Annotated in this window: 27 protein-coding genes; 3 read left to right on the top strand and 24 right to left on the bottom strand. The window is 40.4% G+C overall.

Translation table 11 applies throughout. The features are described 5' to 3' along the window. Positions 1 to 15 precede the first annotated feature (15 nt). The 4 genes from folK to mazG form a co-directional block, all read right to left on the bottom strand. Positions 16 to 501 (bottom strand): 2-amino-4-hydroxy-6-hydroxymethyldihydropteridine diphosphokinase, encoded by a 486-nt coding sequence (gene folK, locus FTU64_RS09855; protein WP_180005386.1) that lies wholly within the window; start codon positions 499 to 501, stop codon positions 16 to 18. After that, positions 498 to 1,967, bottom strand: coding sequence for a polynucleotide adenylyltransferase PcnB (gene pcnB, locus FTU64_RS09850; RefSeq protein ID WP_180059693.1), 1,470 nt, complete (start codon positions 1,965 to 1,967; stop codon positions 498 to 500). Before pcnB ends, folK begins: the two co-directional genes overlap by 4 nt. 134 nt (positions 1,968 to 2,101) lie before the next feature. Then, positions 2,102 to 2,533 (bottom strand): ComEA family DNA-binding protein, encoded by a 432-nt coding sequence (locus FTU64_RS09845; RefSeq protein ID WP_180059692.1) that lies wholly within the window; start codon positions 2,531 to 2,533, stop codon positions 2,102 to 2,104. After that, positions 2,511 to 3,305: a nucleoside triphosphate pyrophosphohydrolase gene (mazG, locus tag FTU64_RS09840; protein ID WP_180059691.1), complete on the bottom strand. Its 795-nt coding sequence runs from the start codon at positions 3,303 to 3,305 to the stop codon at positions 2,511 to 2,513. The genes FTU64_RS09845 and mazG overlap by 23 nt, the downstream gene beginning before the upstream one ends. Positions 3,306 to 3,409: 104 nt before the next feature. On the opposite strand from mazG, the gene FTU64_RS09835 reads away from it, so the two are divergent. Both FTU64_RS09835 and FTU64_RS09830 read left to right on the top strand, forming a co-directional pair. Continuing rightward, positions 3,410 to 4,186: an SDR family oxidoreductase gene (locus FTU64_RS09835; RefSeq protein WP_180059690.1), complete on the top strand. Its 777-nt coding sequence runs from the start codon at positions 3,410 to 3,412 to the stop codon at positions 4,184 to 4,186. A 165-nt stretch (positions 4,187 to 4,351) separates the two neighbouring features. After that, the gene (locus FTU64_RS09830; RefSeq protein ID WP_078192655.1) at positions 4,352 to 4,771 is read left to right on the top strand and encodes a hypothetical protein; all 420 of its coding nucleotides are present in this window, start codon (positions 4,352 to 4,354) and stop codon (positions 4,769 to 4,771) included. Positions 4,772 to 4,857: 86 nt separating this feature from the next. Here the strand turns inward: FTU64_RS09830 and FTU64_RS09825 are convergent, their stop codons facing one another. Further along, positions 4,858 to 5,499, bottom strand: a complete 642-nt coding sequence (locus FTU64_RS09825; RefSeq protein WP_180055937.1) for a 4'-phosphopantetheinyl transferase superfamily protein — start codon at positions 5,497 to 5,499, stop codon at positions 4,858 to 4,860. A 277-nt stretch (positions 5,500 to 5,776) separates the two neighbouring features. Here FTU64_RS09825 and FTU64_RS09820 point away from each other — a divergent pair, with 277 nt between their 5' ends. Then, on the top strand, positions 5,777 to 6,346 hold the full coding sequence (locus FTU64_RS09820) for a hypothetical protein (RefSeq protein ID WP_180055936.1): 570 nt from the start codon (positions 5,777 to 5,779) through the stop codon (positions 6,344 to 6,346). Positions 6,347 to 6,422: 76 nt separating this feature from the next. Here the strand turns inward: FTU64_RS09820 and der are convergent, their stop codons facing one another. The 19 genes from der to FTU64_RS09725 form a co-directional block, all read right to left on the bottom strand. Continuing rightward, positions 6,423 to 7,832: a ribosome biogenesis GTPase Der gene (der, locus tag FTU64_RS09815; RefSeq protein WP_078189606.1), complete on the bottom strand. Its 1,410-nt coding sequence runs from the start codon at positions 7,830 to 7,832 to the stop codon at positions 6,423 to 6,425. Positions 7,833 to 8,006: 174 nt separating this feature from the next. Continuing rightward, on the bottom strand, positions 8,007 to 9,152 hold the full coding sequence (gene bamB / locus FTU64_RS09810) for an outer membrane protein assembly factor BamB (RefSeq protein ID WP_180059689.1): 1,146 nt from the start codon (positions 9,150 to 9,152) through the stop codon (positions 8,007 to 8,009). Continuing rightward, positions 9,149 to 9,847 carry a tetratricopeptide repeat protein gene (locus tag FTU64_RS09805; protein ID WP_078192660.1) on the bottom strand — a complete coding sequence of 233 codons (699 nt, stop codon included), beginning with the start codon at positions 9,845 to 9,847 and terminating at the stop codon, positions 9,149 to 9,151. The genes bamB and FTU64_RS09805 overlap by 4 nt, the downstream gene beginning before the upstream one ends. A gap of 30 nt (positions 9,848 to 9,877) precedes the next feature. After that, complete coding sequence (gene hisS / locus FTU64_RS09800) at positions 9,878 to 11,173, bottom strand: histidine--tRNA ligase (protein WP_180059688.1); 1,296 nt, start codon at positions 11,171 to 11,173, stop codon at positions 9,878 to 9,880. Between the two features lie 3 nt (positions 11,174 to 11,176). Continuing rightward, the gene (gene ispG, locus FTU64_RS09795) at positions 11,177 to 12,298 is read right to left on the bottom strand and encodes a flavodoxin-dependent (E)-4-hydroxy-3-methylbut-2-enyl-diphosphate synthase (protein ID WP_180059687.1); all 1,122 of its coding nucleotides are present in this window, start codon (positions 12,296 to 12,298) and stop codon (positions 11,177 to 11,179) included. A 23-nt stretch (positions 12,299 to 12,321) separates the two neighbouring features. Next, entirely contained in the window at positions 12,322 to 13,116 is a 795-nt protein-coding gene (locus FTU64_RS09790; protein ID WP_111884744.1) for a RodZ domain-containing protein, read from the bottom strand. Continuing rightward, positions 13,107 to 13,910, bottom strand: coding sequence for a type IV pilus biogenesis/stability protein PilW (gene pilW, locus FTU64_RS09785; protein WP_078189612.1), 804 nt, complete (start codon positions 13,908 to 13,910; stop codon positions 13,107 to 13,109). The genes FTU64_RS09790 and pilW overlap by 10 nt, the downstream gene beginning before the upstream one ends. 15 nt (positions 13,911 to 13,925) lie before the next feature. Continuing rightward, positions 13,926 to 15,161 carry a 23S rRNA (adenine(2503)-C(2))-methyltransferase RlmN gene (rlmN, locus tag FTU64_RS09780; RefSeq protein ID WP_180024403.1) on the bottom strand — a complete coding sequence of 412 codons (1,236 nt, stop codon included), beginning with the start codon at positions 15,159 to 15,161 and terminating at the stop codon, positions 13,926 to 13,928. A 123-nt stretch (positions 15,162 to 15,284) separates the two neighbouring features. Then, entirely contained in the window at positions 15,285 to 15,716 is a 432-nt protein-coding gene (ndk, locus tag FTU64_RS09775; RefSeq protein ID WP_078189614.1) for a nucleoside-diphosphate kinase, read from the bottom strand. A 109-nt stretch (positions 15,717 to 15,825) separates the two neighbouring features. Beyond that, a complete protein-coding gene (gene iscX / locus FTU64_RS09770; RefSeq protein ID WP_078189615.1) occupies positions 15,826 to 16,026 on the bottom strand; it encodes a Fe-S cluster assembly protein IscX in 201 nt (66 codons plus the stop codon). 121 nt (positions 16,027 to 16,147) lie between these two features. Continuing rightward, complete coding sequence (locus FTU64_RS09765; protein ID WP_168378457.1) at positions 16,148 to 16,699, bottom strand: phosphatase PAP2 family protein; 552 nt, start codon at positions 16,697 to 16,699, stop codon at positions 16,148 to 16,150. A 190-nt stretch (positions 16,700 to 16,889) separates the two neighbouring features. Then, positions 16,890 to 18,167, bottom strand: coding sequence for a glycosyltransferase family 4 protein (locus FTU64_RS09760; RefSeq protein WP_373886576.1), 1,278 nt, complete (start codon positions 18,165 to 18,167; stop codon positions 16,890 to 16,892). A 119-nt stretch (positions 18,168 to 18,286) separates the two neighbouring features. Beyond that, complete coding sequence (locus FTU64_RS09755; protein WP_168378455.1) at positions 18,287 to 18,571, bottom strand: sensor histidine kinase; 285 nt, start codon at positions 18,569 to 18,571, stop codon at positions 18,287 to 18,289. A gap of 57 nt (positions 18,572 to 18,628) precedes the next feature. Then, positions 18,629 to 20,203, bottom strand: a complete 1,575-nt coding sequence (locus FTU64_RS09750; RefSeq protein WP_180059685.1) for a 7TM diverse intracellular signaling domain-containing protein — start codon at positions 20,201 to 20,203, stop codon at positions 18,629 to 18,631. A gap of 369 nt (positions 20,204 to 20,572) precedes the next feature. Next, positions 20,573 to 20,983, bottom strand: a complete 411-nt coding sequence (locus FTU64_RS09745; protein WP_078189619.1) for a hypothetical protein — start codon at positions 20,981 to 20,983, stop codon at positions 20,573 to 20,575. 13 nt (positions 20,984 to 20,996) lie between these two features. After that, positions 20,997 to 23,306 (bottom strand): fimbria/pilus outer membrane usher protein, encoded by a 2,310-nt coding sequence (locus FTU64_RS09740; protein ID WP_180005390.1) that lies wholly within the window; start codon positions 23,304 to 23,306, stop codon positions 20,997 to 20,999. A gap of 5 nt (positions 23,307 to 23,311) precedes the next feature. After that, positions 23,312 to 24,040 (bottom strand): molecular chaperone, encoded by a 729-nt coding sequence (locus FTU64_RS09735; RefSeq protein ID WP_180005391.1) that lies wholly within the window; start codon positions 24,038 to 24,040, stop codon positions 23,312 to 23,314. A gap of 92 nt (positions 24,041 to 24,132) precedes the next feature. Further along, on the bottom strand, positions 24,133 to 24,633 hold the full coding sequence (locus FTU64_RS09730; RefSeq protein ID WP_180005392.1) for a hypothetical protein: 501 nt from the start codon (positions 24,631 to 24,633) through the stop codon (positions 24,133 to 24,135). Positions 24,634 to 25,468: 835 nt separating this feature from the next. Next, complete coding sequence (locus FTU64_RS09725) at positions 25,469 to 26,293, bottom strand: hypothetical protein (RefSeq protein ID WP_257222235.1); 825 nt, start codon at positions 26,291 to 26,293, stop codon at positions 25,469 to 25,471. Between the last annotated feature and the right edge of the window lie 53 nt (positions 26,294 to 26,346).

Raw genomic sequence — 26,346 nt, 5'->3', positions numbered from 1 at the left:
GTGGTCATACAAAAATTAAAGATGGGCCCAGTTTCCTGCATCCAATACAGTTAAATTTGGATTATTCAAAATAGGTAAATCTTTTAATGGTTGTCCTTTAATCTGTAGATTCTCATCTAAATCCAACAAAGGTTTCAACACAAAATCACGTTCTAAAACACCAACATGAGGCACCGTCAAACGTTCATTTTGAATGTGCTGTTCACCATAAATCAGTAAATCTAAATCCAGTGTACGCTCCCCCCAATGACGTAGGCGTACACGCCCCGACTCTTGTTCAAAGCGTTGCAATTCATCTAACAAAGCCAAAGGTGCTAGATCCGTTTCTAATGCAACCGCTGCATTTAAATAATTCGGCTGATCTTGTGGACCCATTGGCGGACTTTGGTACAGTTGTGAGACTTTCACTGTACCGAGTGTCGCAAGTTTATGCACCGCTTCACTGAGGATCTGTAGAGAATCACCTAAATTACTGCCTAAACCAATATATGTCAGCGTCATTGTGTTGGCCCAAAAATAACCTGAGTCAAATCTCGTTTCACACGTTTACGTTTTAAAATCGGATGATCTGCACCAATTTCACCACTGGCTGACGCTGCCACGATTGACACTGTCGCTGGACTGTTGGCATGTGATTTAGGCTTACGTTGACGGCGACTTCTGCTTTCTGGTTCATTCACCAGCGGTTCAATTTCAACTTGCTGATGTGCAGAAGTTTTGGCTTCCACATCTTCATGCGCCGCTTTACGACGACTCTTGGCACGTTGACGATTGTATTGGCTAATTGCCAGTTCTTTTTCGTCAGTGCTCATCTGCTGATAAGCATCCCACCACTGGCCCATACCTTGCGTGCTTATATCGCCCGATTTTTCACGCAGCAGCAGAAAGTCAAAGCCTGCACGGAAACGTGCATGACCTGAAAGTGCTTCAATTTGCTGTGGTTTTGGATTCAGCAAACGGGTTTGCATTTCCCAAACTTCACGAATAAATGTTTCGGCAAAGCGTGGAATAATGGTTCGTGTAGCCTGACGTTTCAATACATCTAAGCCTGCTTGAGCACGTGCTTCAGCAGGAACCACACCTTTATTCAGATAGAACGTACAACGTTCTTGGAACGGAATCCACAATAACACGGCATAGAAAAATGCAGGGTTAATGGTTTTCCCAATCGAAATACGTTGATCGGTATTTTTTGCAGCCAACTCAATAAATGGGGTTACGACTGGTTTGATATCTGCAAATAATTGATACCAAATACCAAAATCGATCAGCATCGGTAAGACGCGATTGAGATGCCCCATAGTAAAGAGTTTTTGTGACTCGTCGTATAAACGATGTGGAGACACATCACGCAGCAATTGAGTAAGTTCTGGAGTAAAGACATCCAGAATTTTTTGATCAATATTAAAGTTTAATTTGGCTGCAAAACGTAAAGTCCGAAGCATCCGCACAGGATCTTCTTCAAAACGTAATTGTGGATCACCCAATAAACGCAACGTTTTATGCTTAATGTCATCTACTGCATGGCAAAAATCTAGCACTTCACCTTTGCGTGGTTGGTAATACATTGCATTGATCGAGAAGTCACGACGTGCAAAGTCTTGCTCAATCGTACCCCAATTATTATCACGTAAAATCATGCCCGCAGCAGAAGTCACGGCTTTTTTAGGCGGCGCACGGAAGGTCGCAACTTCGATCAGTTCACGTCCTGAGTAGACATGCGCCAGCTCAAAACGACGACCAATAATTCGGCAACGTCGCCCGAAGACTTCTTTCACCTGAGCTGGTGTCGCATTAGTTACGGCATCAAAATCTTTAGGTGCATGACCCAACATTAGGTCACGGACACCGCCACCCACGATATAAGCTTCATAGCCTGCCTTAGTTAAGGCATCAATCACATCTAAAATGGAAGAAGGTAATTGTGTGGTTGATAAACCACATTTGGACGCGCGCAAAGTTTGCAAAAGACGCTGTCTCCTACGTCTGAACGTAAAATTCTTAAGATGTCGCTAATGATATCTCTAACACAATCAAAGGGCAATTTGATTATCTCAATGCTCAAGCTGAGCTTAACCTAATTCTTTTTTTTACACTTCACTTAAAGTGCCAATTTTGCTTTATTTTTAGCAAACAGTGCAGGACCGATTCCCTTAACCTGTTGAATATCATCAATGCTTTTAAATAAGCCATTACTTTTACGATATTGCACAATGGCTTCTGCTTTTTTCTGACCAATTCCATGTAATGTTTGCAGTTCATCGACTGAGGCTGTATTTAAGCGTACCTGATCTGTTCGACTATTTTGTTGGGTGCTGGGGCGTGACAAATAATAGTTGGCATTGCTCGGTGCAGTTGTCGCTTTGGACTTCGAGGCCTCAGATTGCTTTTTTAATTGCTGATCTTGAGCTTGCTGCATGGCTTTCCATTCCGCGTAGCCCGAAGGGCTTTGAGCATAAGTCAAATCTGCCATTAAACCCAAAACCAAGACAAGTAGTTGCGTAAAGTATTTATTCTTTAGGATGCGGTACATATTTAGCCTGTTGTTTTAATTGTTGTTTTGCCTGTTCCCACAACTGATCCATTTCAGTCAGGGACAAGTCTTCTACATGTTTTTGTTGTAATGTGGCCTGTGCTTCAATATAAGCAAAACGGCTTCTAAATTTATGAATGGTACTTAACAGTGCCATCTCACTTGAGATGCCAATCTTACGTCCAACATTCACCAGTGAAAATAAGCAATCACCAAATTCATCAAATATTTCGTCGGATTTTTTGCCTGCTAAGGCCTCTTTTAACTCCCCTAGCTCTTCCTCAAGCTTGCCATAAGCCCCTTCAATATCTGGAAAATCAAAGCCAATTTTCGCCACATTTTTTTGGATTTCATCTGCTTGGCTTAATGCAGGAGCATGTTTAACTTCATCTAATCTAGATACTGATTTCCCTGCTTTTTCTTGTTGTTTAATCTGTTTCCATAGTGTTGCCACATCATCCGCATTGAGTGCTGAGAATTGCTCTGCCTGAAACACATGGGGATGACGGCGAATTAATTTATCTGTAATGGCTTGCACCACATCTTGAAAATCAAATGCGCCTTGTTCGCTATACATCTGCGACTGAAAAACCACTTGTAGTAATAAATCCCCCAGTTCATCTCGTACATCATCACTCTGACCTGAACGAACTGCCGCTTCAACTTCATAGGCTTCTTCGATGGCATAACGAGTCAGACTTTCTGGGGTTTGCTTTTGATCCCATGGACATTTTTCACGTAATTCTTTCATCACTGCTAATAATTGTTCCATGTGAACTCCAGCTATTTACTCATCAGTACATTGTTTCGATTACAGAATTTGATATGCTCAAAATTCACTCAAGGAATGAGCAACTCAATTCAGGGAAGCATAACATGCAAAGTATTTTTATTAGCGGTGCAGGACAAGGGATTGGCGCAGCAATTGCGCGACTGTTCATACAACAAGGATATAAAGTTGGGCTCTACGACATTAACCAATCTCAAGTTACCTCCTTAGCTGCCGAACTCGGTAGCCATGCCAAAGCTGGACATTTAGATGTAACACAACCAGAGCAATGGCAAAGCGCTTTAGCTGAATTTGTTGCATGGGCAGGTCAGCTGAATATCTTAGTCAATAATGCCGGAATTCTGCATTCAGGCAGCTTTGAACATACGGAACTGTCTGCACACCACCGAACGATTGATATCAATGTCAAAGGGGTGATAAACGGTTGCTATGCGGCATTCCCCTATTTACAACAAAGCAATTTTGCTCGTGTGATTAACCTCTCTTCGGCTTCAGCTATTTATGGACAAGCAGATTTAGCCAGCTATGCCACATCTAAATTTGCTGTACGTGGGCTCACTGAAAGCTTAGATATTGAATGGCAAAAATACAATATTCGCGTTTTAGATGTGATGCCTTTATTTGTTCAAACCGCGATGGTGCAAGACATGGATGCCCAAAGCATTAAGAAAATGGGCGTCAATCTTCAACCGAGCGATGTCGCTCAGCAAATTTATACCTTGGTACAAAAAAAGGATACGGTCTTAATGGCCACACATACACCTGTGGGGATGAAAGCTAAATTTTTATTTAATTTATCGAAGTTTAGCCCGCAATTTGTCAATCGCTTAAGTAATATTTGGATTGCACAAAAACCCAAATAGCAACGTGTTACTAATCATTTAATTTTGCAATCATATTTGTACGCAAATTACACAAAGTTACACAATTGTCACATTTTAACAGGACAAAATTCCTTTTTTTGAATAATATTCACCCGCCCATTACTTTCGGGCGTTTATTTTCTAACAATAAAAGTGAATTATTTCATGAAAAAATTACTTGTTCTTGCAACTGTTACTTCTATTTCAATTTCTGCTTTTGCTACAACTCAATTCGCATCTTCAGAATTAAAAGCGATGGATTGTGCAACTCTTGCTGTTGAAAAAGCGAATGCTAAGCGCTCTTTAGAAGCTGCTGACAAAAACATTGCAAACATCCAAGCATCTGCTCAAGCGCCAGGCAAATCATTGAGCAAATTTGCTGGTTTAGCGGGTGGCGCTCTTGCTGCTTTCGGTGGTAACTCTGAAAAAGCTGCTCGTGCAGGCAACATTGCAAACAGCTTGGCTGGTGAGCAAGATACTTCTGATGCAGGCAACCTTGAACTTCAACAAGCGAACAAATCTGCTGCTCAAGCAAACATCGACAACATTGGTATCTACCAAGGTTCTAAAAAATGCAAAATCTAATCTAAAGCCAGTTTAGATTGATTTAAAAAAAGCCCTGTTCAGCCAGAACAGGGCTTTTTTCATGGTGATTTATATGTCATACCGATTTATAAGACATTCAACTCAATATTAGGCAAATGAAAGCCTCGGCAAGATTGTTCACTTTGCCATGCCACCGTCAACATCACATGCGGTAGTTGAATATTCTGATAAGCAAAAGTGCCAATTGCGGGATGGCTACACATCCCACCATTCTGCTCAGGATGACACTGTGTATTCAGTTCATTCAGGTTCACTCGAATCCCTAAACCTGACGCTTTAAGTACCGCCTCTTTGGTGGTCCAAACTTTAAACCAATAATCAGGATTATGCTCACAACTGTCCCAATTGAGCAATTCTTCGGGATGAAAGCTGTGTTGAGCCATCGCATCAAAACGAACTTTTCGATTTAAATCTTCAATATCCACACCAATATTGGCGATTTTTTCACTGCTGGCCAAAACATAATGCTGCTGGCTATGACTATGATTAAAATGAAAGTGTGGAAAATCAGGAAGAAAAGGCTTACCAAATGCAGACTTTGAAAAATCTGAATTTTCAACTGACCTATTTAGCCGCTGCGCAAGTAATTGATTGCGATATTGGTAAATGGCTTGTTTACGCACGGCAATTACCTCTTGACGACTCAAGCCATGCGGCTCCACAAAGAAGTCAGTAATTGCACTATATTCAAGCTGAATTTTCGCCATAAGTTGTTGATCCAATATCTTTTACACTACGTCCATGACGCTATATTTTATGCGACACTCCGACACAAAATACACCACATTACAGATGAGCGCATCGGTCCTTTGACTCGTCGAGATTTTAAAACTCAGTTTAAAAATATTTCTAACCACTTAAGAAATACTTAATATTATAAATATATTCAAACACTTAAGTATAATAAATATTTCAAATACATCTTCAATTAGATAAAATACTCTAGATTCTTATAACTTTAATTTAAAACTCGGGGTAAACCAGATGCTAAGAAAAATCACCTTAATCAGTTCACTTTGTGTCCTACCATGTTTCGCTCAAGCAGGTTTATTGGATGCGGCCGTTGCAGTGATGGGTGCCAAAAATGGCGCGATCATGGACCAAGCTGAAGCACGTATGAATCAAAGCCGTCAAGAAGCTGCCAATGCTGTAGCTCAAGCAGACCGTGGCTATGCCTCAAATTTCAATCAAGCTAGTCAAACCAACAATAGTGTTTATAGCACCAGTTATTTAAAAACCTTAGATTGCACTGATCTGAGCGTTGAACGTAAGTCTTTCGAACGTACATTGGAAGCATCGCAACTGGCATTAAGCCAAGCGTCTGCACAGCAAAATAATCAAGTTTCAAAATGGGCGGGGCTTGCTGGTAACGCGCTATCCGCATTTTCAGGTCAATCTGAAACAGCGGCGCGTATGGGACAATTTGCTACGGCTTTTTCTGGCAATAAAAATACACAACAGGATAGCAGCAGCGCACAGCAAGCCATGGAAATTGCTCAAGCTAACCTGGATAATATTGATATTTACCGCCAAGCTAAAAAGTGTAAAAACTAATTTCTACATCTTTTTAGATAAATAAAGTGAAATAAAAAAGCCTGCATATCTGCAGGCTTTTTTTGTTCATCTAAACTTAGCGTTTGAATTTCTTTTCCGCTTTTTTGAACTTCTGAACATAACGGCGTTTACGTGCAGCCGTACGCTCATCGATTTGGGATTTACGACCTTCAAATGGGTTATCAGAGGTTTTAAATTCAATTTTGACTGGCGTACCTTCAAGTTTATAAACTTTACGGAACACGTTTTCTAGGTAACGACGATAGTCATTTGGCGTTTTATCAACTTTGTTACCATGAATCACAATCGTCGGTGGATTTTGTCCGCCCATATGCGCATAACGCATTTTGATACGACGACCTTGAACCATTGGTGGTTGGTGCGCATCAGTTGCATCATTCAAGATTTGAGTGATTTTCGCAGGTGATACTTTCAAATGCGAAGAATCATAAGCACGGTGGATCGATGGATAAAGATCACCAACACCTGTACCGTGAAGTGCAGAAATTAAGTGAATTTTTGCCCATGGAATAAAGTCAAAACGACGTTCAACATCTAATTTACATTGTTTACGGTCGTAGTCAGACATGTTGTCCCATTTGTTGATGGCAATCACCATCGCACGGCCTGCTTCAAGCGCGTAACCGATCAAATGCAAGTCTTGCTCAACGATCCCTTCACGTGCATCGACAACAATAACCACAACATGCGCATCTTTCATCGCTTGTAAAGTTTTCACAATCGAGAACTTCTCGATCATTTCGTCCACTTTACCTTTACGACGTACACCCGCAGTATCGATTAATGTGTATTTACGGCCATCACGTTCAAATGGAATATAAATTGAGTCACGTGTAGTACCCGGTTGGTCAAATGCAACCACACGGTCTTCACCCAACAAACGGTTCACTAGAGTCGATTTACCCACGTTTGGACGACCAATAATCGCTAAACGTAAGCCTGTGTCTTTATCGTGTTGTTCTTCACTTTCATCTTCAGGCACTTCAGCTAACACTTCTTCAAGCATTTGCTGAACACCACGACCATGGCTGGCAGCCACTTGAAGTGGTTCACCCATACCCAATTTGAAGAATTCAACTAAAGCTGCTTCGGCATGAACACCATCAACTTTATTGGCAACAAGGTAAACTTTTTTACCTAGCGTACGTAAGTCACGAGCAATTTGTTCATCAGATGCCAATAAGCCTGCGCGAGCATCAACAACGAAGACAATAATATCTGCTTCATTAATGGCAGTTTTTGACTGTTCTGCCATGTACGAATCGATACCACCTTCAGTTTCGCCAATACCCCCAGTATCAACGACAATGAAAGATTTATTTTGATAAGTCGCGTCACCATATTTACGGTCACGAGTCAGACCGGCAAAGTCAGCAACGAGAGCATCACGGCTCTTGGTTATCTGGTTAAACAACGTTGATTTTCCGACGTTCGGACGACCAATGAGCGCAATTACGGGTTTCATAGATTAACCTTTATTCCAGATCAGCCAGTTTGGTCTGGTCTGAACATCAGAAAGCATAGGAAGAATGGAAATAGGATAAATGCCTAAAATAAATAAAAACACGGGGCATTGATGATTCAATCCCCCGCGTTCAAAAATACGGTTTGGCTTATTTTAACATAAGCCGCAGAAAAATTAACGGTTCTGCCAAATGCTTAATGCACCCTTACGTGTCGACACATATAATTGGTTGTCAATTACACGTAGTGAACGTACTTCACCACTGGTTTTAGAACGACCAACCAACTCGCCTGTCGCTGGGTTGATTAAGTGAAGTACACCATCCAGATCACCAACCACAAGGTCTTGACCTAACATCACTGGGTTACTCAAATTACGATTAAGCAATTGGTCATTTTCCCACAATGTTTGACCAGTGGTAATTTCATAAGCCACAATTTTACCATCAGTTTGTGTCACAAAGACACCATTGCCCGCAACTTCAGGACGCTGAATGCTGCTCGCATCATTGCTCCAGATCACTTGTTGTGATGCAAGATCAAGTGCTGTCACTTGGCCTTGGTAACTGGTAGTAATTAAAAATTGACCTGCTACAGTTGGTTCACCGTCAATATCAATGAGACGTTGTACATCTGAACGACCGTCTGACACTGCAACACGACGCTGCATTTTCGGAATACCGCTCAATGCATCAATCACATAGATATAGGCATTTGAAGAAGCGATGAGAACATGACGCGCATCGAGTGATACCGGTGCTGCCATACCACGTAAACTAAACTGTACATTTGGCAAGTTATAGGTCCAAGTTTGTTGGCCCGTTGCCACATCGTTTGCGTATACCGTACCATCATTGGTAACTGAAATAACGCGACCTGCTTGAATCAACGACGGTGAAAGTAACGAGCCGGTTAATTGCGCCGTCCACTTTTGCTCACCTGTTGCCTGATCTAATGCAAATAATTGACCTTTTGCATTACCAACAACCACAATTCCGTCAGCTGCTTCTACACCTGCAGTCAAACCTTGTTTAGAGATTTTCTTCTGCCATAAACGCTCTTTGCCTTTGTAGGCTTGAACTTCACCATTAGGATTTACGCTAAAAACAACGCCATTATCTGCATCCATACGTAAACGCAGCGGATCTGCTTCTTCAGTTGAAGCCACACTGTTTGAAAATACAGGTGCTAAAGTTTTTGCCTGTTCCAATTTTGGTAAAGGATTTGGTTTTACTTTTTCTATTTTTCCTTTATTTGCACAACCAGCCAAAGCAAGTGTTAAAACTGTCAGCGCACAGGTAATTTTGTATTTTCTATTCATTCAGTTGCTTCCACTTGTGTATCTATAATCGGACGTTCAATTTCAGGATCATCAACTAAAACGCCTACACTTTCGAGTTTAATTTGTAAAATTTGACGTTCTTCTTGTCGCTCAACCAAAGCATCCCATGCACTTTGATAAACTTTCTTTGCATTTTCGATATCATTTTTCGCAACATAGACGTCGCCACGGGCTTCATCTGCAGTCGCTTGAAAAGCAGGTTCTTTAACTGCTTCTAAGGTTTTTAATGCTTCATCAAATTTCTTTTGTGCCAATTGTGCATACGCCAAACGTAATTTCACCAATTGAATTAAGCCTGCATCATCAACTTTTGAATTTTCAACTTTTTTCAAAGCTTTCTCAGCATTGGCATAATCCGCTTTATCATACGCCAATTTTGCCATAAGCAACTGAGTTTGGATGGCTTGTGGCGAATCTGGCGCTTCTTTTACAATTTTATCTGCAGTCGCAGAAAGTTGTGTAAACGCATCGCCAGTCGCCGACTGAGCATCATCCATTAACTGCTGTACTTTGGCTGTTTGCATTTGCGATTCAGCCAAAGTTTTCTTCTGCCAGTATTCCCATCCGAAAAAGGCAATCAACGCAATTAAAATGCCGCTAACAATGGCAGAGCCATATTTTTTAGCAAACGATTTTAAATTATCAAGTTGTTCTTCTTCACTCAATGCGCTCATGAAATTACCTTTTTCCTTATGTTATAGGGATTATTTTGAAGAAATTTTTTCGATAATGAAGTCAACAAAGTCTGCCACATTCACTTCGTGTTGTTCTGCAATCGCTAGCTCTTTCACCAGCACTTGCCCTGCTGCTTGCTCACGTTCACCATAAATCACAGCAAATAAAGCACCCGATTGGTCGGCTTTTTTCATTTGCGATTTCATTGAACCTTGTGAACCAACTTTTAAGCGAATTTTGCTACCCGCCTCTTCAAGTTGATCACGAATTTGTTCAGCAAGTACCAACGCTTTACCTTGAGTTGCAGGATCTGAAACCAAGAATAGCTCACAGTCACGCACAGGGGTATTATCTTCCACTTGTTCAAGTAGAAGAAGCAAACGCTCCATACCCATTGCAAAACCAACAGCAGGCACCGACTGGTCTGCTTTACCTTTAAGCTGACCGACTAAACCGTCATAACGACCACCTGCACATACGGTTCCTTGAGAACCTAAGTGTGTGGTTGTCCATTCAAAGACTGTTTTGTTGTAGTAGTCGAGACCACGAACCAACTTTTGATTGATCACAAAACCAACACCAGCGTCAGTCAAATACTGCTGCAATTGAGCAAAGTGAGCCAACGTTTCTTCACCCATAAAGTCGTGAAGTTTTGGCGCATTTTCCAAAATGCTTTGTGTTTTTGCATCTTTAGAATCCAAAATACGCAGTGGATTCGTAGTTAGACGACGCTGTGAATCTTCATCTAAGTCATTTTTATGTGACTCTAAAAATTCAACCAATGCCGCACGATAAGCTGCACGTTCATCAGACTCACCTAATGTATTGAGTTCTAATTGAACTTTATCTGCAACGCCCATGCGTTTCCACAAACGCGCAGTCATTAAAATCAATTCTGCATCTTGATCTGGTGTTGCAACACCAAAGGTTTCTACGCCAAATTGATGGAACTGACGGTAGCGACCTTTTTGTGGTTTTTCATAGCGGAACATTGGGCCGACATACCATACACGCGGTGTAGCACCACGAAGTAAGTTATGTTCAAGCATTGCACGTACACACCCTGCTGTTCCTTCTGGACGCAAAGTCAAAGACTCAGGCGGATTACCTTTGTCTAAGAATGTGTACATTTCTTTTTCAACGATATCCGTTGCATCACCAATAGAACGTTTGAACAGATGAGTCTGCTCCACAATCGGCAAGCGAATTTGCTGATAACCATAAGCATCCATCAGGCTAGATAGATGCTGTTCTAGACGTCTCCATGCAGGACTTTGCGTAGGGAGAATGTCATTAAAACCTTTGATTGCGACGATTGAACTCATGATCTACTCAGAAAAACTTGTGCGAATAATCTCTTTAGCTTTAGCGTCTTCAAGATCGCTAACACGTTGACGAACCATCGCTTCGATTTCGTCAACCAACTGATTTGTGTCAATTAAATGGCTCTTTTCGCCATTACGATACACTAGTGAACGCGGACTTGCACCTACTACACCAATATCGACTTCTTTGGCTTCACCCGGACCATTTACTTTACAACCAATCACCGATACATCCATTGGGGTACGAATATCTTCTAAACGCTCTTCCAATGTTTGCATGACTTTGATGACATTAAATTCTTGGCGCGAACAACTTGGGCATGCAATAAAGTTAATGCCGTTTGAACGTAAGCCCAATGATTTTAAAATATCAAAGCCAATTTTGATTTCTTCTTCAGGCTCTGCGGCCAATGAAATACGCATGGTGTCACCAATGCCTTCCATCAACAAACCGCCTAAAGCGATAGCAGATTTGACTGAACCCGTGCGGTAGACACCTGCTTCAGTCACACCTAAGTGTAATGGGTTATCAATTTGTGCAGAAAGTAATCGGTAAGCATCCATAGTCAGGAATACATTCGATGCTTTGACTGACACTTTAAATTCATGGAAATTTAAACGGTCTAAAATATCAATATGGCGCATTGCAGATTCAAGCAAGGCCTGACCTGTAGGCTCACCATATTTCTTTTGAATATCTTTTTCGAGCGAACCTGCATTGACACCAATACGCATAGAGATGTCATTATGTTGTGCAGCAGCTACCACTTCACGAATTTTAGCTTCTGAGCCAATATTACCCGGGTTAATACGCAAACAATCTGCACCAAGGTCTGCAACACGTAAAGCAATTTTATAATCAAAGTGAATATCGGCAACCAATGGCACTTGCACACGTTTACGAATTTCACCAAAAGCTTCAGCAGCTTCCATACTCGGTACAGAAACACGCATGATGTCCGCACCGACGTCTACACAGCGCTGAATTTGTGCCACGGTCGCTTCGACATCACAGGTTTCAGTATTGGTCATACTTTGGATGCTGATCGGCGCATCACCACCGACATACACCGAACCTACTTTAATTTTACGCGTTGGACGGCGCTTAATTGGATTTTCAATCATTGTTCAGTCTGCTCTGTTGTCCCTTAACGTGATAAACGGAAATCTGCTTTGCCGTTTACGGTATATGGTGACAATGAAATATTTTCATTATTTAAGCTTAATGACACTACTGTTGCATCATCCAAACGAATTTGGAATGGTGTTTCACCGTTTAAGTTGAGCGTCGATGCTTGACGACCCGTCGCCAACACCTTACCCGTCGAATCAACAATATGTACTGAAGTCGGGCTACTAAAGGTCAATGTCAATTGATCACCGCTGACCGCTGCATTCCCGCCATTCATGTCGAGGACTTGAACTTCTGAAGCGACATCACTGGTCACAGCGTCTTCATTATCGCTGCCCGAGGTCATGCCCTGAATCGCTGCCACGATCGCACCAATGACCACCAACACCGCCAATGCAATCAGACCCCGTTTGATCCATTTACGATTACGGTCACGGTTAGAACCGGGTAATTTACCCATAATTTTAATCGGTGAATTGTTTAACGCGTGATTTGGCAACAATCCCGTATCATTGGCATAAATATCATCAAAACGTTGAATGATATTGGTGGCATCAACTTTTAAATATTTGGCATAAGTACGGTAGTAACCTTTAATAAAGGTTGCTTCAGGCAATGACTTATAATCATCTTGCTCAAGTGCAGTCAGTGTTTTTAATGGAATATTGAGTTCTGATGCGACAGCTTCAAGTTCCAGTTTTTGCGTAATACGTACTTGACGTAAATACTCACCTGGGCGTTGTACATTTCCTAATGCATTTGGAGCTACGCTCGAACCATTCGATTGCGGTGAATTAGGATTTACTTCCATACGGCCTCAGTACTGTACTGTAATTGCAAATAGCGTTGGTATTCAGGACTTTCTGGGAACAAAGCACGTAACTGGTTAACCAGTACTTGCATACCCAAATTGTCGCCATTGGCACGCGCTGTTCGAATGCCAATCCAGAGTGCGCGCGCACCCTGATTTTTTTGTCCTACTGCACGTACAAATTGTTCATACATTTGTGTGGCAGCAGGGAACTGCTGATTCAAATAAAAGATTTCAGACAACTCTAACATTGAAACATAGGAATCACGATTAGCCTGCAAAGCTTGTTTGAATGATTTTTCAGCATTCGCCACATCACCCACTTTCAGGTAAATTCGACCTAAATTTTCCAATGCTTTGAAACGTTGATCATAACCTAAAGTTGAACCTGCGATGCTGAACTGTTCAATCGCATCATTATAGCGCTCAACTTGGTATAAATACGTACCGTAGTTGTTACGCGCTTGAGAATTTTTTGAGTCTGCTGAAATTGCACGCTTAAAATAACTATCTGCTTTTTCTAAGTTGGCTGGGCTGCCTTCTCGTTGTAGTAAGACACCCATCATCATATTGGCTTGGGAATCGCGAGAATCCACTTCTAAAGCCTGATCTAATGCGCGTTTAGCAGAGTCCAAATCCCCTGCTTTCAGATGTTCAACAGCCAATTGCGTTCTGATTTTTACGGCTTTCTCTGGGTCTTTTTTCCCAATCTCAGGCGTTTGACATGCTGTTAATGCCAAAACCGATGCACATAAAGCTGAAACGAAAGTGAACTTATACGTTAACTTTTTCAATTGGCTGCCTCTTTATTATCCTTGTGAGCGCAGTATCTCATTTTGCTGCGCAACTTTCTTTTTCCATTGCTCCGCACGACGAGTACGGTCAGCAACTTGCCCCACGAGTTGTCCACACGCAGCGTCGATATCATCACCACGTGTCTGACGAATCGTACACACAAAACCGGCATCAGACAAAGTTTTTTGGAAAGAAATAATACGGTTACGGCTTGAACGACCGTATGGCGCATGCGGAAACGGGTTAAACGGAATTAAATTAATTTTGCTTGGGAGGTTTTTCAACAGCTTTAACATTTGCTGTGCATGTTCAGGATGGTCATTTACACCATCTAACATCACGTATTCGATAGTCACGTGTTTACGTGAACTTTCATTACCATCTTTGGCGATATAACGCTGACAAGCTGCAATCAACTGTTCCAACGGATATTTTTTATTGATCGGAACAAGTTCGTTACGTAGTTCATCATTTGGCGCATGGAGTGAAATTGCCAAGGCTACATCAATGTCTTGTGCCAATTGGTCAATTTTAGGTACCACACCTGATGTTGATAAAGTCACACGACGCTTCGACATGCCATATGCAAAGTCATCCAGCATGATACGCATTGAATTCAATACAGCATCATAGTTCAACAACGGCTCACCCATGCCCATCATCACCACGTTGGTCACTGAACGCTCACGATCCGCAACTGGCACATCTTCCATATAAGAGAAGTTCGCCATCCAAAGCTGTCCAATAATTTCAGCTTGACTCAAGTCACGTTGGAAGCCTTGTTTACCAGTTGAACAGAATGAACAGTCCAGAGCACAGCCCACTTGTGACGAAATACACAAGGTCTTACGTGCGCCGGTTTTATCTTCCGCAGGAATGAGCACAGTTTCAACCAATGAACCTGCACCATCACCTACACGGAACACCCATTTACGAGTACCGTCTTTTGAGTAATTTTTATGCACCACTTCAGGCGCTTTAATTTCACAAATCTTTTCTAGTTTTTCACGCAATTTACCAGAAATATTGGTCATTTCAGCAAAATCAGTCACGAAGAACTGATGAATCCATTTCATCACCTGCCCAGCACGAAATTTCTTCTCCCCCATATCTTCGAAGAATTTTTCCATTTGTGGACGTGACATGCCCAGTAAATTCACTTTCTCCACAGTGTTTTGCTGCGTCGGAGCGGATGGAGATTGTTGCTGTGCATCAGAAACAGCTGATGTAGCGACTACTTCAGTACTCATGTGTAATTACCTAAACCATGTCTAAAGATCAAAGGAGATGCTCAGTATTTGAGCGAAGAATTATTCAGAGAATAAAAAAACCAGACAAGCAGTATACCACTTATCTGGTTCGAATACTTCGAATTAACGAGTACGTGGAGCGATCTCAGTTTGAGCGAAGAAGTAGTTAACTTCACGATCAGCAGATGCTACAGAGTCAGAACCGTGAGCAGCGTTTTCGTCGATGCTTACAGCGAAGTCTGCACGGATAGTACCAGGAGCAGCTTCTTTAGGGTTAGTTGCGCCAAGGATTTCACGGTGAGCAAGAACTGCGTTTTCGCCTTCAAGAACTGAAACTACAACTGGACCAGAAGTCATGAATGCAACTAGGTCACCAAAGAAACCACGTTCTTTGTGCTCAGCGTAGAAGCCTTCAGCTTCAGCTTGAGTCAAGTGTTTCATTTTAGTTGCAACGATTTGAAGACCCGCTTTTTCGAAACGAGCAAAGATGTCGCCGATGTGGTTTTTAGCAACTGCGTCTGGTTTAACGATAGATAAAGTACGTTCAATAGCCATGAGAGGCTCCTTAAGTCAATTTGACGTGAAAAATTTGCCGCATTATACCGAATAATGCGCTATTTTCTGCTTTTGCTATACAAAAAAATTGCTTTTTTCGATGTAGGGATTAACTTGCCTCATCAATCCAGGCCATCTGAATTCCCTCAAGCAGACCTTCAGTCGACTTTTCAGGGTCATCAGTGAAATTTGGCAATGCACATACCCATGCATGTAGGTCAGTAAAGCGAATCCATTGCGGATCAACATCAGGGTGAGCTTCATACAGCTCAATTGCGATATCAATGGTATCTGTCCAGCGTAAACCCATGGGTCTTCCTAACATCGTCTATAGAATGATGGCTTACTTTAACAAATTTCAGCAATTGGACGTGATAAACCCTTTTAATTTTTTTATTACCAGATTTTGCAATTGTGATGTCCACATCAAACTATAAAACCAAACCCAAAAGAGGTGCACAGAGAATAATCGCCGCACCCACTGCAGCACCTATAGCAGCACCGACAGCAACATCACTCGGGTAATGCAAACCTAAGATCATGCGAGATAATGCCACCAATAAGCTAAAAGGCAACATTAAGACCAACAGCATGGGTTGAATATAGCCCAGCACTGTTGTTGCCATGACCGCATGTAGAGTATGCCCCGATGGAAAACTAAAATGATCTAGAGGGCGTTCACCTAAGCGAATCACTTGATGCACTTGGTACGGTCTTGGGCGCACAGTTTTCTTTTTGAGGAGTTTATAGATCGAGGTGCCGACGAAACCACCCAGTAATATATAGACGATTTGTACACTGTAATACATGCCCTGCACGATCCAGACCGTCGCCAACATGACATACCAAAACACACCATCACCAAGTCGACTCACCATTTTAAATATGTCAGCGACAACTTGTTGATGCGAAAAATGATTGAGATAAATACAGCCTTTTAAATCGAGATGCAGCATTCTTGTTTTTGCATTTTTAAAATTCATCGCTAATCTCCTATCTACAGTCAAAGCCTGACTATGTTGGGGTTGAGCTAGATTTGTGTTGTTATTTTTACAAGTTGAGATCTGTGTTTGACTCAGCTTAAGTTGTCTTTTTGACAGTGCAATGATGCTTTGATGACAGTTCAATGAATATTGGTTATGAGGATGCTCAACCAGTATATAACCAATAGCGCTAGCTCCATTGGCTCATCATGGCTTGATCCACCACGCGATATAGCGCTTGCTCAAATTGCTGTACGGGATATTGCCATCCAATTTTAGCAGCGTCTTTTGCCGCCTCGATGCCCATGGTTTTTAATTTAGCGCGTTGCGGCAATTGCTGCATAAGACGTATAAATTCATCGGTTCGAGATAAATGACATAACCATCCCGTTTGCTGATTTCTCACGTGCAGTTGGGCACATGCAGCATTATATGCAATCACAGGCAATCCGCTAGCCATCGCCTCCAAAACCACATTACCAAAGGTCTCAACCTGACTTGCGAAAACAAAAACATCCGCACTGGCATAGGCTTCCGATAAAGCCTGACCACTTAAACTTCCCATAAAAATAACATCTAGGGATTTTGCCAGTTGCATTAATCGCGCACGATCTGGGCCATCACCCACAATGACCAATTTCGTTCGTGCATCCATAGCCAACATCGAACGATAGGCAGAAATTAAAACATCCACTTCTTTTTCAGGAGATAGCCGTCCGACATAGAGCATCACGCGGGTATGTTCATCTGCTTGCCACTGTTGTCTCAGTTTTGCTCGATAATGTGAGGGAGAAAATCGACTATGGTCCACACCTCGTCCCACCACCACCAATGGACAACTAAAACCTAATCGATGCAAGGCATCTGCAGTATCTTGGCTCGGTACACAGGTAAGTTGAGTATTGTTATGAAACCATCGTAAATAATGTTGTACGGGCTTCATTAAAAACGCTAAATCAAAGAAGCGACTAAAATCATGAAAGGCCGAATGAAAACCACTGGACACAGGAATCTGTAAAGAACGCGCCAGTTGAAGCATAGCAAAACCCAAAGGCCCTTCAGTGACTATATGCACAATGTCGACTTGGGCTTTTTTTAAAGCTTTACTGAGTTTGATCAGTTGCGGCCAGCCAAATTGTAAACCTGAATATTTAGGAATCGACTGCGCTCGAACCAAACACTCTTGATCAGGCCTGAAATCCTGACAACTTTCGGACTGTTCAGGACGTATTAAAAAAATTGAGTTGCCTTGTTGCTGCAAGCCTTTACACAACTGCAATAAAGAATGTGCAACACCATTAATTTCTGGGGCCCACGTATCTGTCACAATGGCGATTTTTAGACTTGGACGGATTAAGGTTGAGACCGTTTGCACATCCATTCGTGATTGCATATGCTTAAATTGGAATTGAAAGCGTGCAGGTTCATCCTGCATACACCCCAAATCGTTAGCCGATTCTGTCATGATCTTACACGCTTCTTATAAATGTTTATCCACAGTTTAAGCAGCAGTTTTTTGCATTTTGATGATTATTTGATGACAGTTTATTGAAAAAAATTGACTAATTTCTTCTACAAAATCATGATTTATCCGTAATTTTTAATCACTTTTAAAATCGTCTGACCCGCACGAGAAGTGATTTGCATATCCGCGTTCATCCGCTCTAAATGCCCACTCATACTACGAAGCCCCACACTCAAACCGGCTTGATTGACCAAATTCACATCAAACCCCACACCATTGTCTTCTACTTCCATTATCAATGCCGAGTTTTCATAATAAATCCGAATCTGCACCACGGTCGCATGACTATGCTTCACAATATTGGTTAATGCTTCTTCGGCTACACGCTGTAGGGTTAAACATTCCATTGGAGTAACATCCACTTCCCATTTTGCAGGAACTGACCATTTAGCGTGTATATCGAGCTAATCAAATAACTGATTAAAACGGTGCCTAAAGGGTGCCATCCATAACAATGGGGTTTCAGGCAGTTTGGTGCCTAAACTTGAACCGCTATCAATGATATGTCGTAAATCATCTCTTAAAATTTTCAACATCGATAAAAATTGCGAATTGGTCAGATCTTTGGAACTCTGCTCAACCGATGCCATTGAACGAACCAAGGAGCCACCTAAGCTATCATGTAGCTCATGTGCAATTTGAATACGCTCTTGCAAGCGGGTATTTTCCATTTCTAACTGATAATGATTTTGTAGGGTATGCGTCAACTCTTCCTTTACTTGAGTGACCGTTGTTGCCAACGTTTGATTAAACTTTTCAATTCGTCTCACACTTTTAGTCAAGCGTAGTGCAAAAATAATCGCCACACCCAAGATTGTTATCGGGGAAGCATATGCCGAAATCAAATCCCCTTCATTCATCATTAAGCGCCAACCGTCATGGGCACCAATTGGGACATAAATCAACAACATAATCCCTGCCAGCAACTTGGCTTCAACTTGTCCTGATTTATAAGCAATCCACGAAAATGTCAGGCAATTCAGCATATAGCAAGCATAGCGCACCATAAAACTCAAATCTAAGACAGGTTGTACCAAAGACTGTGGTGTAAAAAAAATCAAGCAACCCAATACAAAAACAGTCATCCCCATGACTTTTTCAAGACGTGGAAATTTTCGTCCTGCAAAACGCCAAGGATAGAGACAAGTCGCTGTCGTAAAACAAAGAAAGATAAAGATATGCAAACGATAGAAATCTAGCGTTGAAAGCCCCCAAAGCGTCTCGGTAGCTAAAAGTTGCCCAACGTATAGCACCCAAAGAAAACTGGTTATGGCATACCAACCAAAAGCGTTCTCTTCGCGTCGAAACAGCCAAACCAGCCCCGCAATGATCCCCAAGATAAACTCAAAAATAGTGGTGTAGCTATGCAAGCCTCGCATAGCCAACCAATGTTTTTCATACACTTTGGTATTATCGTGATAGCGGTTTAAACTAACCTCACCAAGCCCTGGATTCAGTGCATTGACGCCCACCACTCGTATCAGCACTTCATTCTGACCTTGCTTTAGGCTGTTGGGTGGAATTACCCATTGCCGAGGCATATTCCAACTTCGTGACAAAGGCTCTTGTAATGAATCATCCTGCCAAAACAGCTGACCATTCAAATACACTTGCCCTGCCATATTGATGTAACTCACCATCAAAGAAAGCGGATCTGAGCCTGCATCTTGACACGTGTATTGCCATTTCAAGCGATACCAAGCTGTGCCAGAATAATTATCCCAACGATCTTTCCAACGATCTGGTAACTTTTCTATCGTTTGCCAATGCTCATGCCCGGTCAATTCTCCGCTTGGCATCTGCGCCTGAGCGACTTCTTGACTGACTAATTTTGACTGACATGATTGGGCAATAGCTTGTGGACTTAGCCCAATTGCACCAAATACAAGACAAAGAACGGTAAATTTCAGCTTTAAAGGTTTAATTAGAGAAATGAGGACATTTAAAAATGTCAGACGTGTTTGAACGCAATACGCCAAGCACATCGAACCTTTTTTCCGACATGCGCAACTTGGAGCATTTGAATGATAGCGATTCAATACTGACCTTCCCCGTTAGCCGAAATAAAATGGCTAAAATAAAAACAAGATCACATATTAAACCTATGAACTCTAATAAGAAAAACTTTTTCTGAATTATTTATTCTTAACGCTATATCGATATTTTAACATCTCGAATACTCAAGACATTCACATCCAACTTTATATTTGCAACAGAGAATGGAGCTACTTAGATTGAAGCTAGAGACTCACATTAATATCTATACTCAAGCTTCAATCTAGCGACATGAACTTAGCACTCTGCATATAATCACCTTAACCATGAAATAAAATCACTCACTAAGCCTCTCAAAACACCATATTTACAAAGACTGTATCGCGGTAGATTCCTGCAGGTGTCGTTGCATTCACTCGCTCCACCAAACGCACAGCAATCACATAGTTATTTTTGCCAGCGCCTTGCTCTGTAGAAACATTCCACAGATTTTCCATCGCACCTGAAACAGTCATTCGTGTTTTGAGCTTAATCGGGCCATTCGTCACAAAACTACTGCCCGAAGTATCCTGCAAATTACGGCTATTAAAGCGTATGCGGTATTTACCAGAACAATCGACACTAAATGAACTCGCCGCTTGACTATTATAGTAATTCGCCAAGCGCATATTGGTTTCACTGATTCGTCCCATTTCACAGCGACTCGGTGCTGCAAATGTTATTGAACTAAATAACGCTGCTGAGATGAGTAAAATACTTTTCATTGGAAATACTCCTTTATTTACACTGCAATGTAATTAATTCAGGAGTTTGGTTTTCTACCTTTTTCGGCACTGTTAACGCTGTTTGGCAAGATCGACCACCACTGGTCCTCACCGTCAACTTGTAGTAGCCTTCAACCAAACCATATAACATTACCGTGCCATCTGAACCCACTGGATAAACATCAGCTTCTGGGGTATCAATTGCAACTTCACTTCCTGCAACAAATTGATGACCTTGTTCATCCAATATTTTGACCAATATTTGTTGTGTATCAAATACTGAAAAATTAATGTTATAACCACGCTGTCTTAATGCGACTAAACGATGTGCAGCATTTGGAACTTTGCTTTCGATCGGTAATTGATTTTCATCAAATGAAATATCGTAATTAATATAAGGAACGATATCGTGTACAAAGGCATAGCCTTTTTTATTGGTTTTCGCGACTGGAGACATTGATCGCATGACATCAATATCTTCACGACCACCAACATTCACTAAAGCAAAGGCATTATCGACAAAACTGGTCAATGCGTATTGACCACCCAACCACACCATAGCGCCACGGTAGCCAACCTGTGTTGTTGAATCATTTTCACTATAGAGATGACTTAAGGTTAAATCACCAACATCAGTGGACAAACCACCATAGGCATTTAATACCGTTTCATCATTACGATAATCCACACCGAGCGCATAATTTGCACCATATTCACCGAATGCATTTTGAATGAAACGGACACCGCCGGATTTATTGGTACCCGCATCAGCCTGAATACGCTTACCACCACCAAAATTATAAGAAAATGTAATAAAGGCACCTGAGTCATCGCTATCTCCAAATTCTTGGAAATAGTTGGCGGTATACATTAAATTCGGTGTAATTTCGCGACTCACACCCACAGTGAGCATTTTGCGATCCTCTAACTCAAATAAAGGATCATTAGATTCATACTGGGTTTGTTCGATATAGTTCAGATTTAAATTTTGAAAGAATGGAAAATTAGCAAAACTCAAATACGCCATATTTTCAAATTTTGGAAAAATATGATTATCTTCATAACCTAACGCCCGATAATCATTTGTAGCGTAGCGTGAACTCACACCAAAATTAAGTTTCCCGAAATTACGACTGATAGCCAAACCTGCAGAATAGCCATCGTCATTATCGGTTTTACTGCCTAAAAAAATACTGTCTAAAACAAACCATCGATTGACCGCTTGCGTCCATAGCAGTCCTGCATTTTTTACTTTGTCACTATAGGTAGCACTTGCACCCAACGTGGTACGACTGGTGACACCTCTACGCCAATAGGCTGAACTGAAAAAATCGCGATAATCGCTATTTTCTTCGTCATAACTGAAGCGTAGTTTCCCTAATGATATGTTGTAATCATTTAAATTTTCTTTGAGCAATTTACTGCTAATTAACACCGGAAAACTTCGAACAGTGGTATTCCCCAATACATCTTGTACAACCATTTGCGCTGTACCAGCACTTTCAATATTGGCACCTGTTTGTAGGTTATAATCTCCAGGTGAAATCTTTTTCTGATAAATATTTACGCCATCAATATATAAATCAACAGTCGAAGGTAAAACTGCACTACCTTTTAGACTTGGAATATTCCAATACACAAAATCTGGACGTGACGTATAGTCTGTACCAAAACTCAAACCACCAAATCGCACACCATGAATTAATGCGCTATAGGCAGAGGTCGTATCACCAATAATCAGCTTGGTCGCATTTTTGGAGAAATCAAACTCAAGACTACTATTTAACCTTACAAATTTTTCTTCACGATAATCATCCCCTTTATTATTTCGATAAAAGGCATTATTTCTTAAAATCCAATTGTCTTTAAACACCCCAAGTTCAGGCAGTACACCAAAATTATTATGTTGAGTGTTATTTTCAAAGTGCATTTCATAATTGAGAAATGCACCAAAATTTGCAGGCATCGGCTGACTGATTAAGGCATCCGTTTCTAGCCCAAAGAAATATTTTGATGGAAGATTAATTTTGATAGCTTGCAATTGAGGATCAAATCCAGAATGAATATCTTGATCCGTTACCAAACAAAATGAATTTTTAGTTGCATGTCGTTTCAGAATTTCTACTTTAATTTGCAGCTTATCAAGATCTGCGCACTCTATATAAAACTTGTTATTTTCAGTCAGTAATAATACTTCGCTCTTGCGGTCTACTTCGTTTACCCAAATACTGGTTGGAAATAAATCATCAGGCATATCAACAGCTTCTGCATGAGCAGAATTAGCACATAAAATACAATATAGAAGCAATGTAATTCTATTCATAGCCACTACTCAACTAAATTAAACTCCAAAGGAGTGTCACCTTTATCTGTTTCCACAACGACTTTATAATTACTAGCGCCTTGTAAAGAAACACTCCCGATGTCGTATTGGTTTTTACCTAATGCCAATAAATATTTCATATCGGAAGATTCAGCGACTGTTTTCTTGCTTTTATCGATGACATAAAGTTTTTGGATTTGAATGTGTGATTTTGCTAAATTTTCAACCTGAATAATGGTGCGACCATTCGATTTTTTAGCAATAAATTTCAAATAAGCGGGTTCTTGTTTGCCGACAAAAAATGGCACATTAATACTTAATAACAGTGCAATTTTCGATTCAGAGTTCGTCACTTGAGGTAGCTCAGTATAAAGAATACGCCATGCTTCTTCTTGTTGTAGGTTCATACTTTCTACAGATTGAGTAAAACCCACACGAACCATTTGTTTTGAATTTGGTTTTAAAATAAAGTTCTTCGGATTGATAATAATATTGGATTCAGGTGAAAGAACATCTTCCCCTGCGGCATTTTGAGTCCATTTAAATGCTTGAGCCTCAAAAATACGTGGTGTCTCATCATCCCCTTTCGACTCCAAAGTAAATGTCGCACTGCGTTGTTTAGATTTATCGGTTAAATATAACTGCACAGGGCTAATTGAAATACCTGCAAATATTTGAGGACTCAATAAGCAAGTCATTAAACTAAATGAAACGACTTTGAATAAACTTTTCATATACCCACCCCAGTACATTTAAATATTATTATCAATTCAAAAATAAAAAGAAGTTGACCCTAACTGTGTAGAATCAACTCCCTAAATTTGGATTAGTAAGCTACTTTGATATATAAAGTATCTTTGTATGTACCAGCACGTTGAGTACCTGAAATTGTATTTTTTGGAGCTACAGATACAGCAAAGTTATCAACGCTCATACCAGCTACAGGTGTAGAACCGATTGGATAATTCACACCACCTTTTGAAGTCGTGATTTTTGTAAATACTTTATCACTAGTGGTTTCATGTTTTACAAAAGTATCTGCACTTGAACCCGCGTTTAGCGTAGATAGATTTAATGTATATGGAGTGTTCGTTGTAACTGTAAAGCCACTAGCACCCGTATAACTGTCTTCAACGAGTTTGATGTCTTTACCTACCAAAAGCTCACATGCTTTAAGAATCTGTAACTTTATGTCGATTTCGCCTTCACACGGCGCACCGCCACATTGTTTAGATTCTTTTTTACCACCAGCGATTGCAGATGTTGCTGGAAGTGCTACGAACAATGTTGCAGATAGTACTGCGGTTAAAATTTTAGATGTAGACATTTCACTTCTCCATTCTCATATGAGATTTATTAGTATGTGCATCAAAGGATATTTATTAAGAAAAACTAATTAATCTTACTTTCCCTAGGTGCTGATTCATTCTTAATCATGTGGAGAAAAAAAGAACCTAATGCGGAATATTCACACGAATATTCATGTAATATTATTTTTTACGAATATTTAAATTATGTGGTTGTAATATATTAAATATTTTTAATTTTTATATTTTTATTTAATTTTTCTCTTTATCCCAAATTTTGGGGATTTTTTTCATATCCCTATTTTTTGGTATATTATATCTTATTGTTTTTATTAAATTTAGTAACATTAAAAATAATATAGGCTGTTACATATTTCACCAAATATTTGTGAAATAGTTCAAAATAATTTTCAAACAAAACAATACTACGTGAATATTCAACTATATTAATAGTAAAGACCGATTAAATTTAAATTTTAAATAGAATCTCAAATGTATAATCACCACTTTCAGGTATGTCTTTTGAAACGCAATACAAGAATTACGTCACCAAATACTGAGCCTTTGTATTAAATTACAGGTTTTGAATCACGGCTTAGTTTCCAATGTTAAGCTTTTGTAAATCATATTTTCTTTCTTTAAATTTCAGATTTTTGTTTTTTAAATTTTTAGAATCTCATTTATTACATGAATTATCACACATATTGAAATTCTGCCCCTCTCTTTCAACGCACTTTTTACTTTGATTTTTTATTCAAAATACTGACTACCTCTTTTAAAACTGCCTAGATTCTTCTTTAGAAAATTCTATAAATAAAAAAGCCCCAAGTTATGGGGCTTTTTAAAAAATTTAACTTACTCACTGACTGGATAAAGCAATCCTTGATCGACTCGAAAGATTTGACCTGATCCAAAGTCGATCTGCTGCAGCTCTCCTTTTAATTTTGGAAAGCCAGCAATTTTCTCCAATTGCGGTGAGCGTTGAAAATTCTTCGTTTTAGGATTGTACATCCAATAAATAAATCGCTTATCTTCTATTTTTCGACCATCAGAGGTATCCGAAAGTACAACATCATAGTATCCATCAAAGTTTACATCTAAGAATCCCATACTATTCCCAAAGGCATTAAAGCCTTGTAAAGACTGTAGTACTGTGCCATTTGACTTATTAATCACATCTACGCGTTTTAGAGACTTCCCATAAGGTTGGTCTGCGGATTGCACCCCATAAAACTTAAACAGCAGGATAGGTTTATCTGCAGCTTTAAACGCAGGTTCAAACTGTAGATAACTTGTAGATGGTGGTGCCGTTTGTTCCGTCAGTTCAGCTTTAAAGTAGCCTGTATTTGCATTCAATGTACCTGCCAATCGATAAGCTGCTGCAGCACTTTGTTCCGTCCCAACATTGACTGAATTCAAGTCAATAAAATCTGCTTTTTGAGTCCCTTTAAAGTTAATTTGTTTGGGCTCTTGCAAATCAGTCAAAGTCCCGTGCGGATTCCATATGCCAGCATACAAATCTAAGAAATAACGCCCTTCAGTAGAGCGAAGCATCCGCTGCATGGATATCCGAACATCAGGTAAAGGCTTTAACTCAGACTGTGCTATATCTGAAACTTGTGCAAAACTCACCACAGGTAGACAAAGAGCGAGTAAGAGAGAGAGTTTTGATATTTTCATTGCAATTACACACTCCATGCAGCATGAATAATGCCTACTCTATCACAACCTAA

Origin of the sequence: Acinetobacter sp. YH12128 (genome assembly GCF_013418655.1) — a bacterium.
GTDB classification, from domain to species: domain Bacteria; phylum Pseudomonadota; class Gammaproteobacteria; order Pseudomonadales; family Moraxellaceae; genus Acinetobacter; species Acinetobacter amyesii.
Note: the sequence above shows the minus strand (reverse complement) of the source record. Positions and strands in the feature narration are given on the sequence as shown.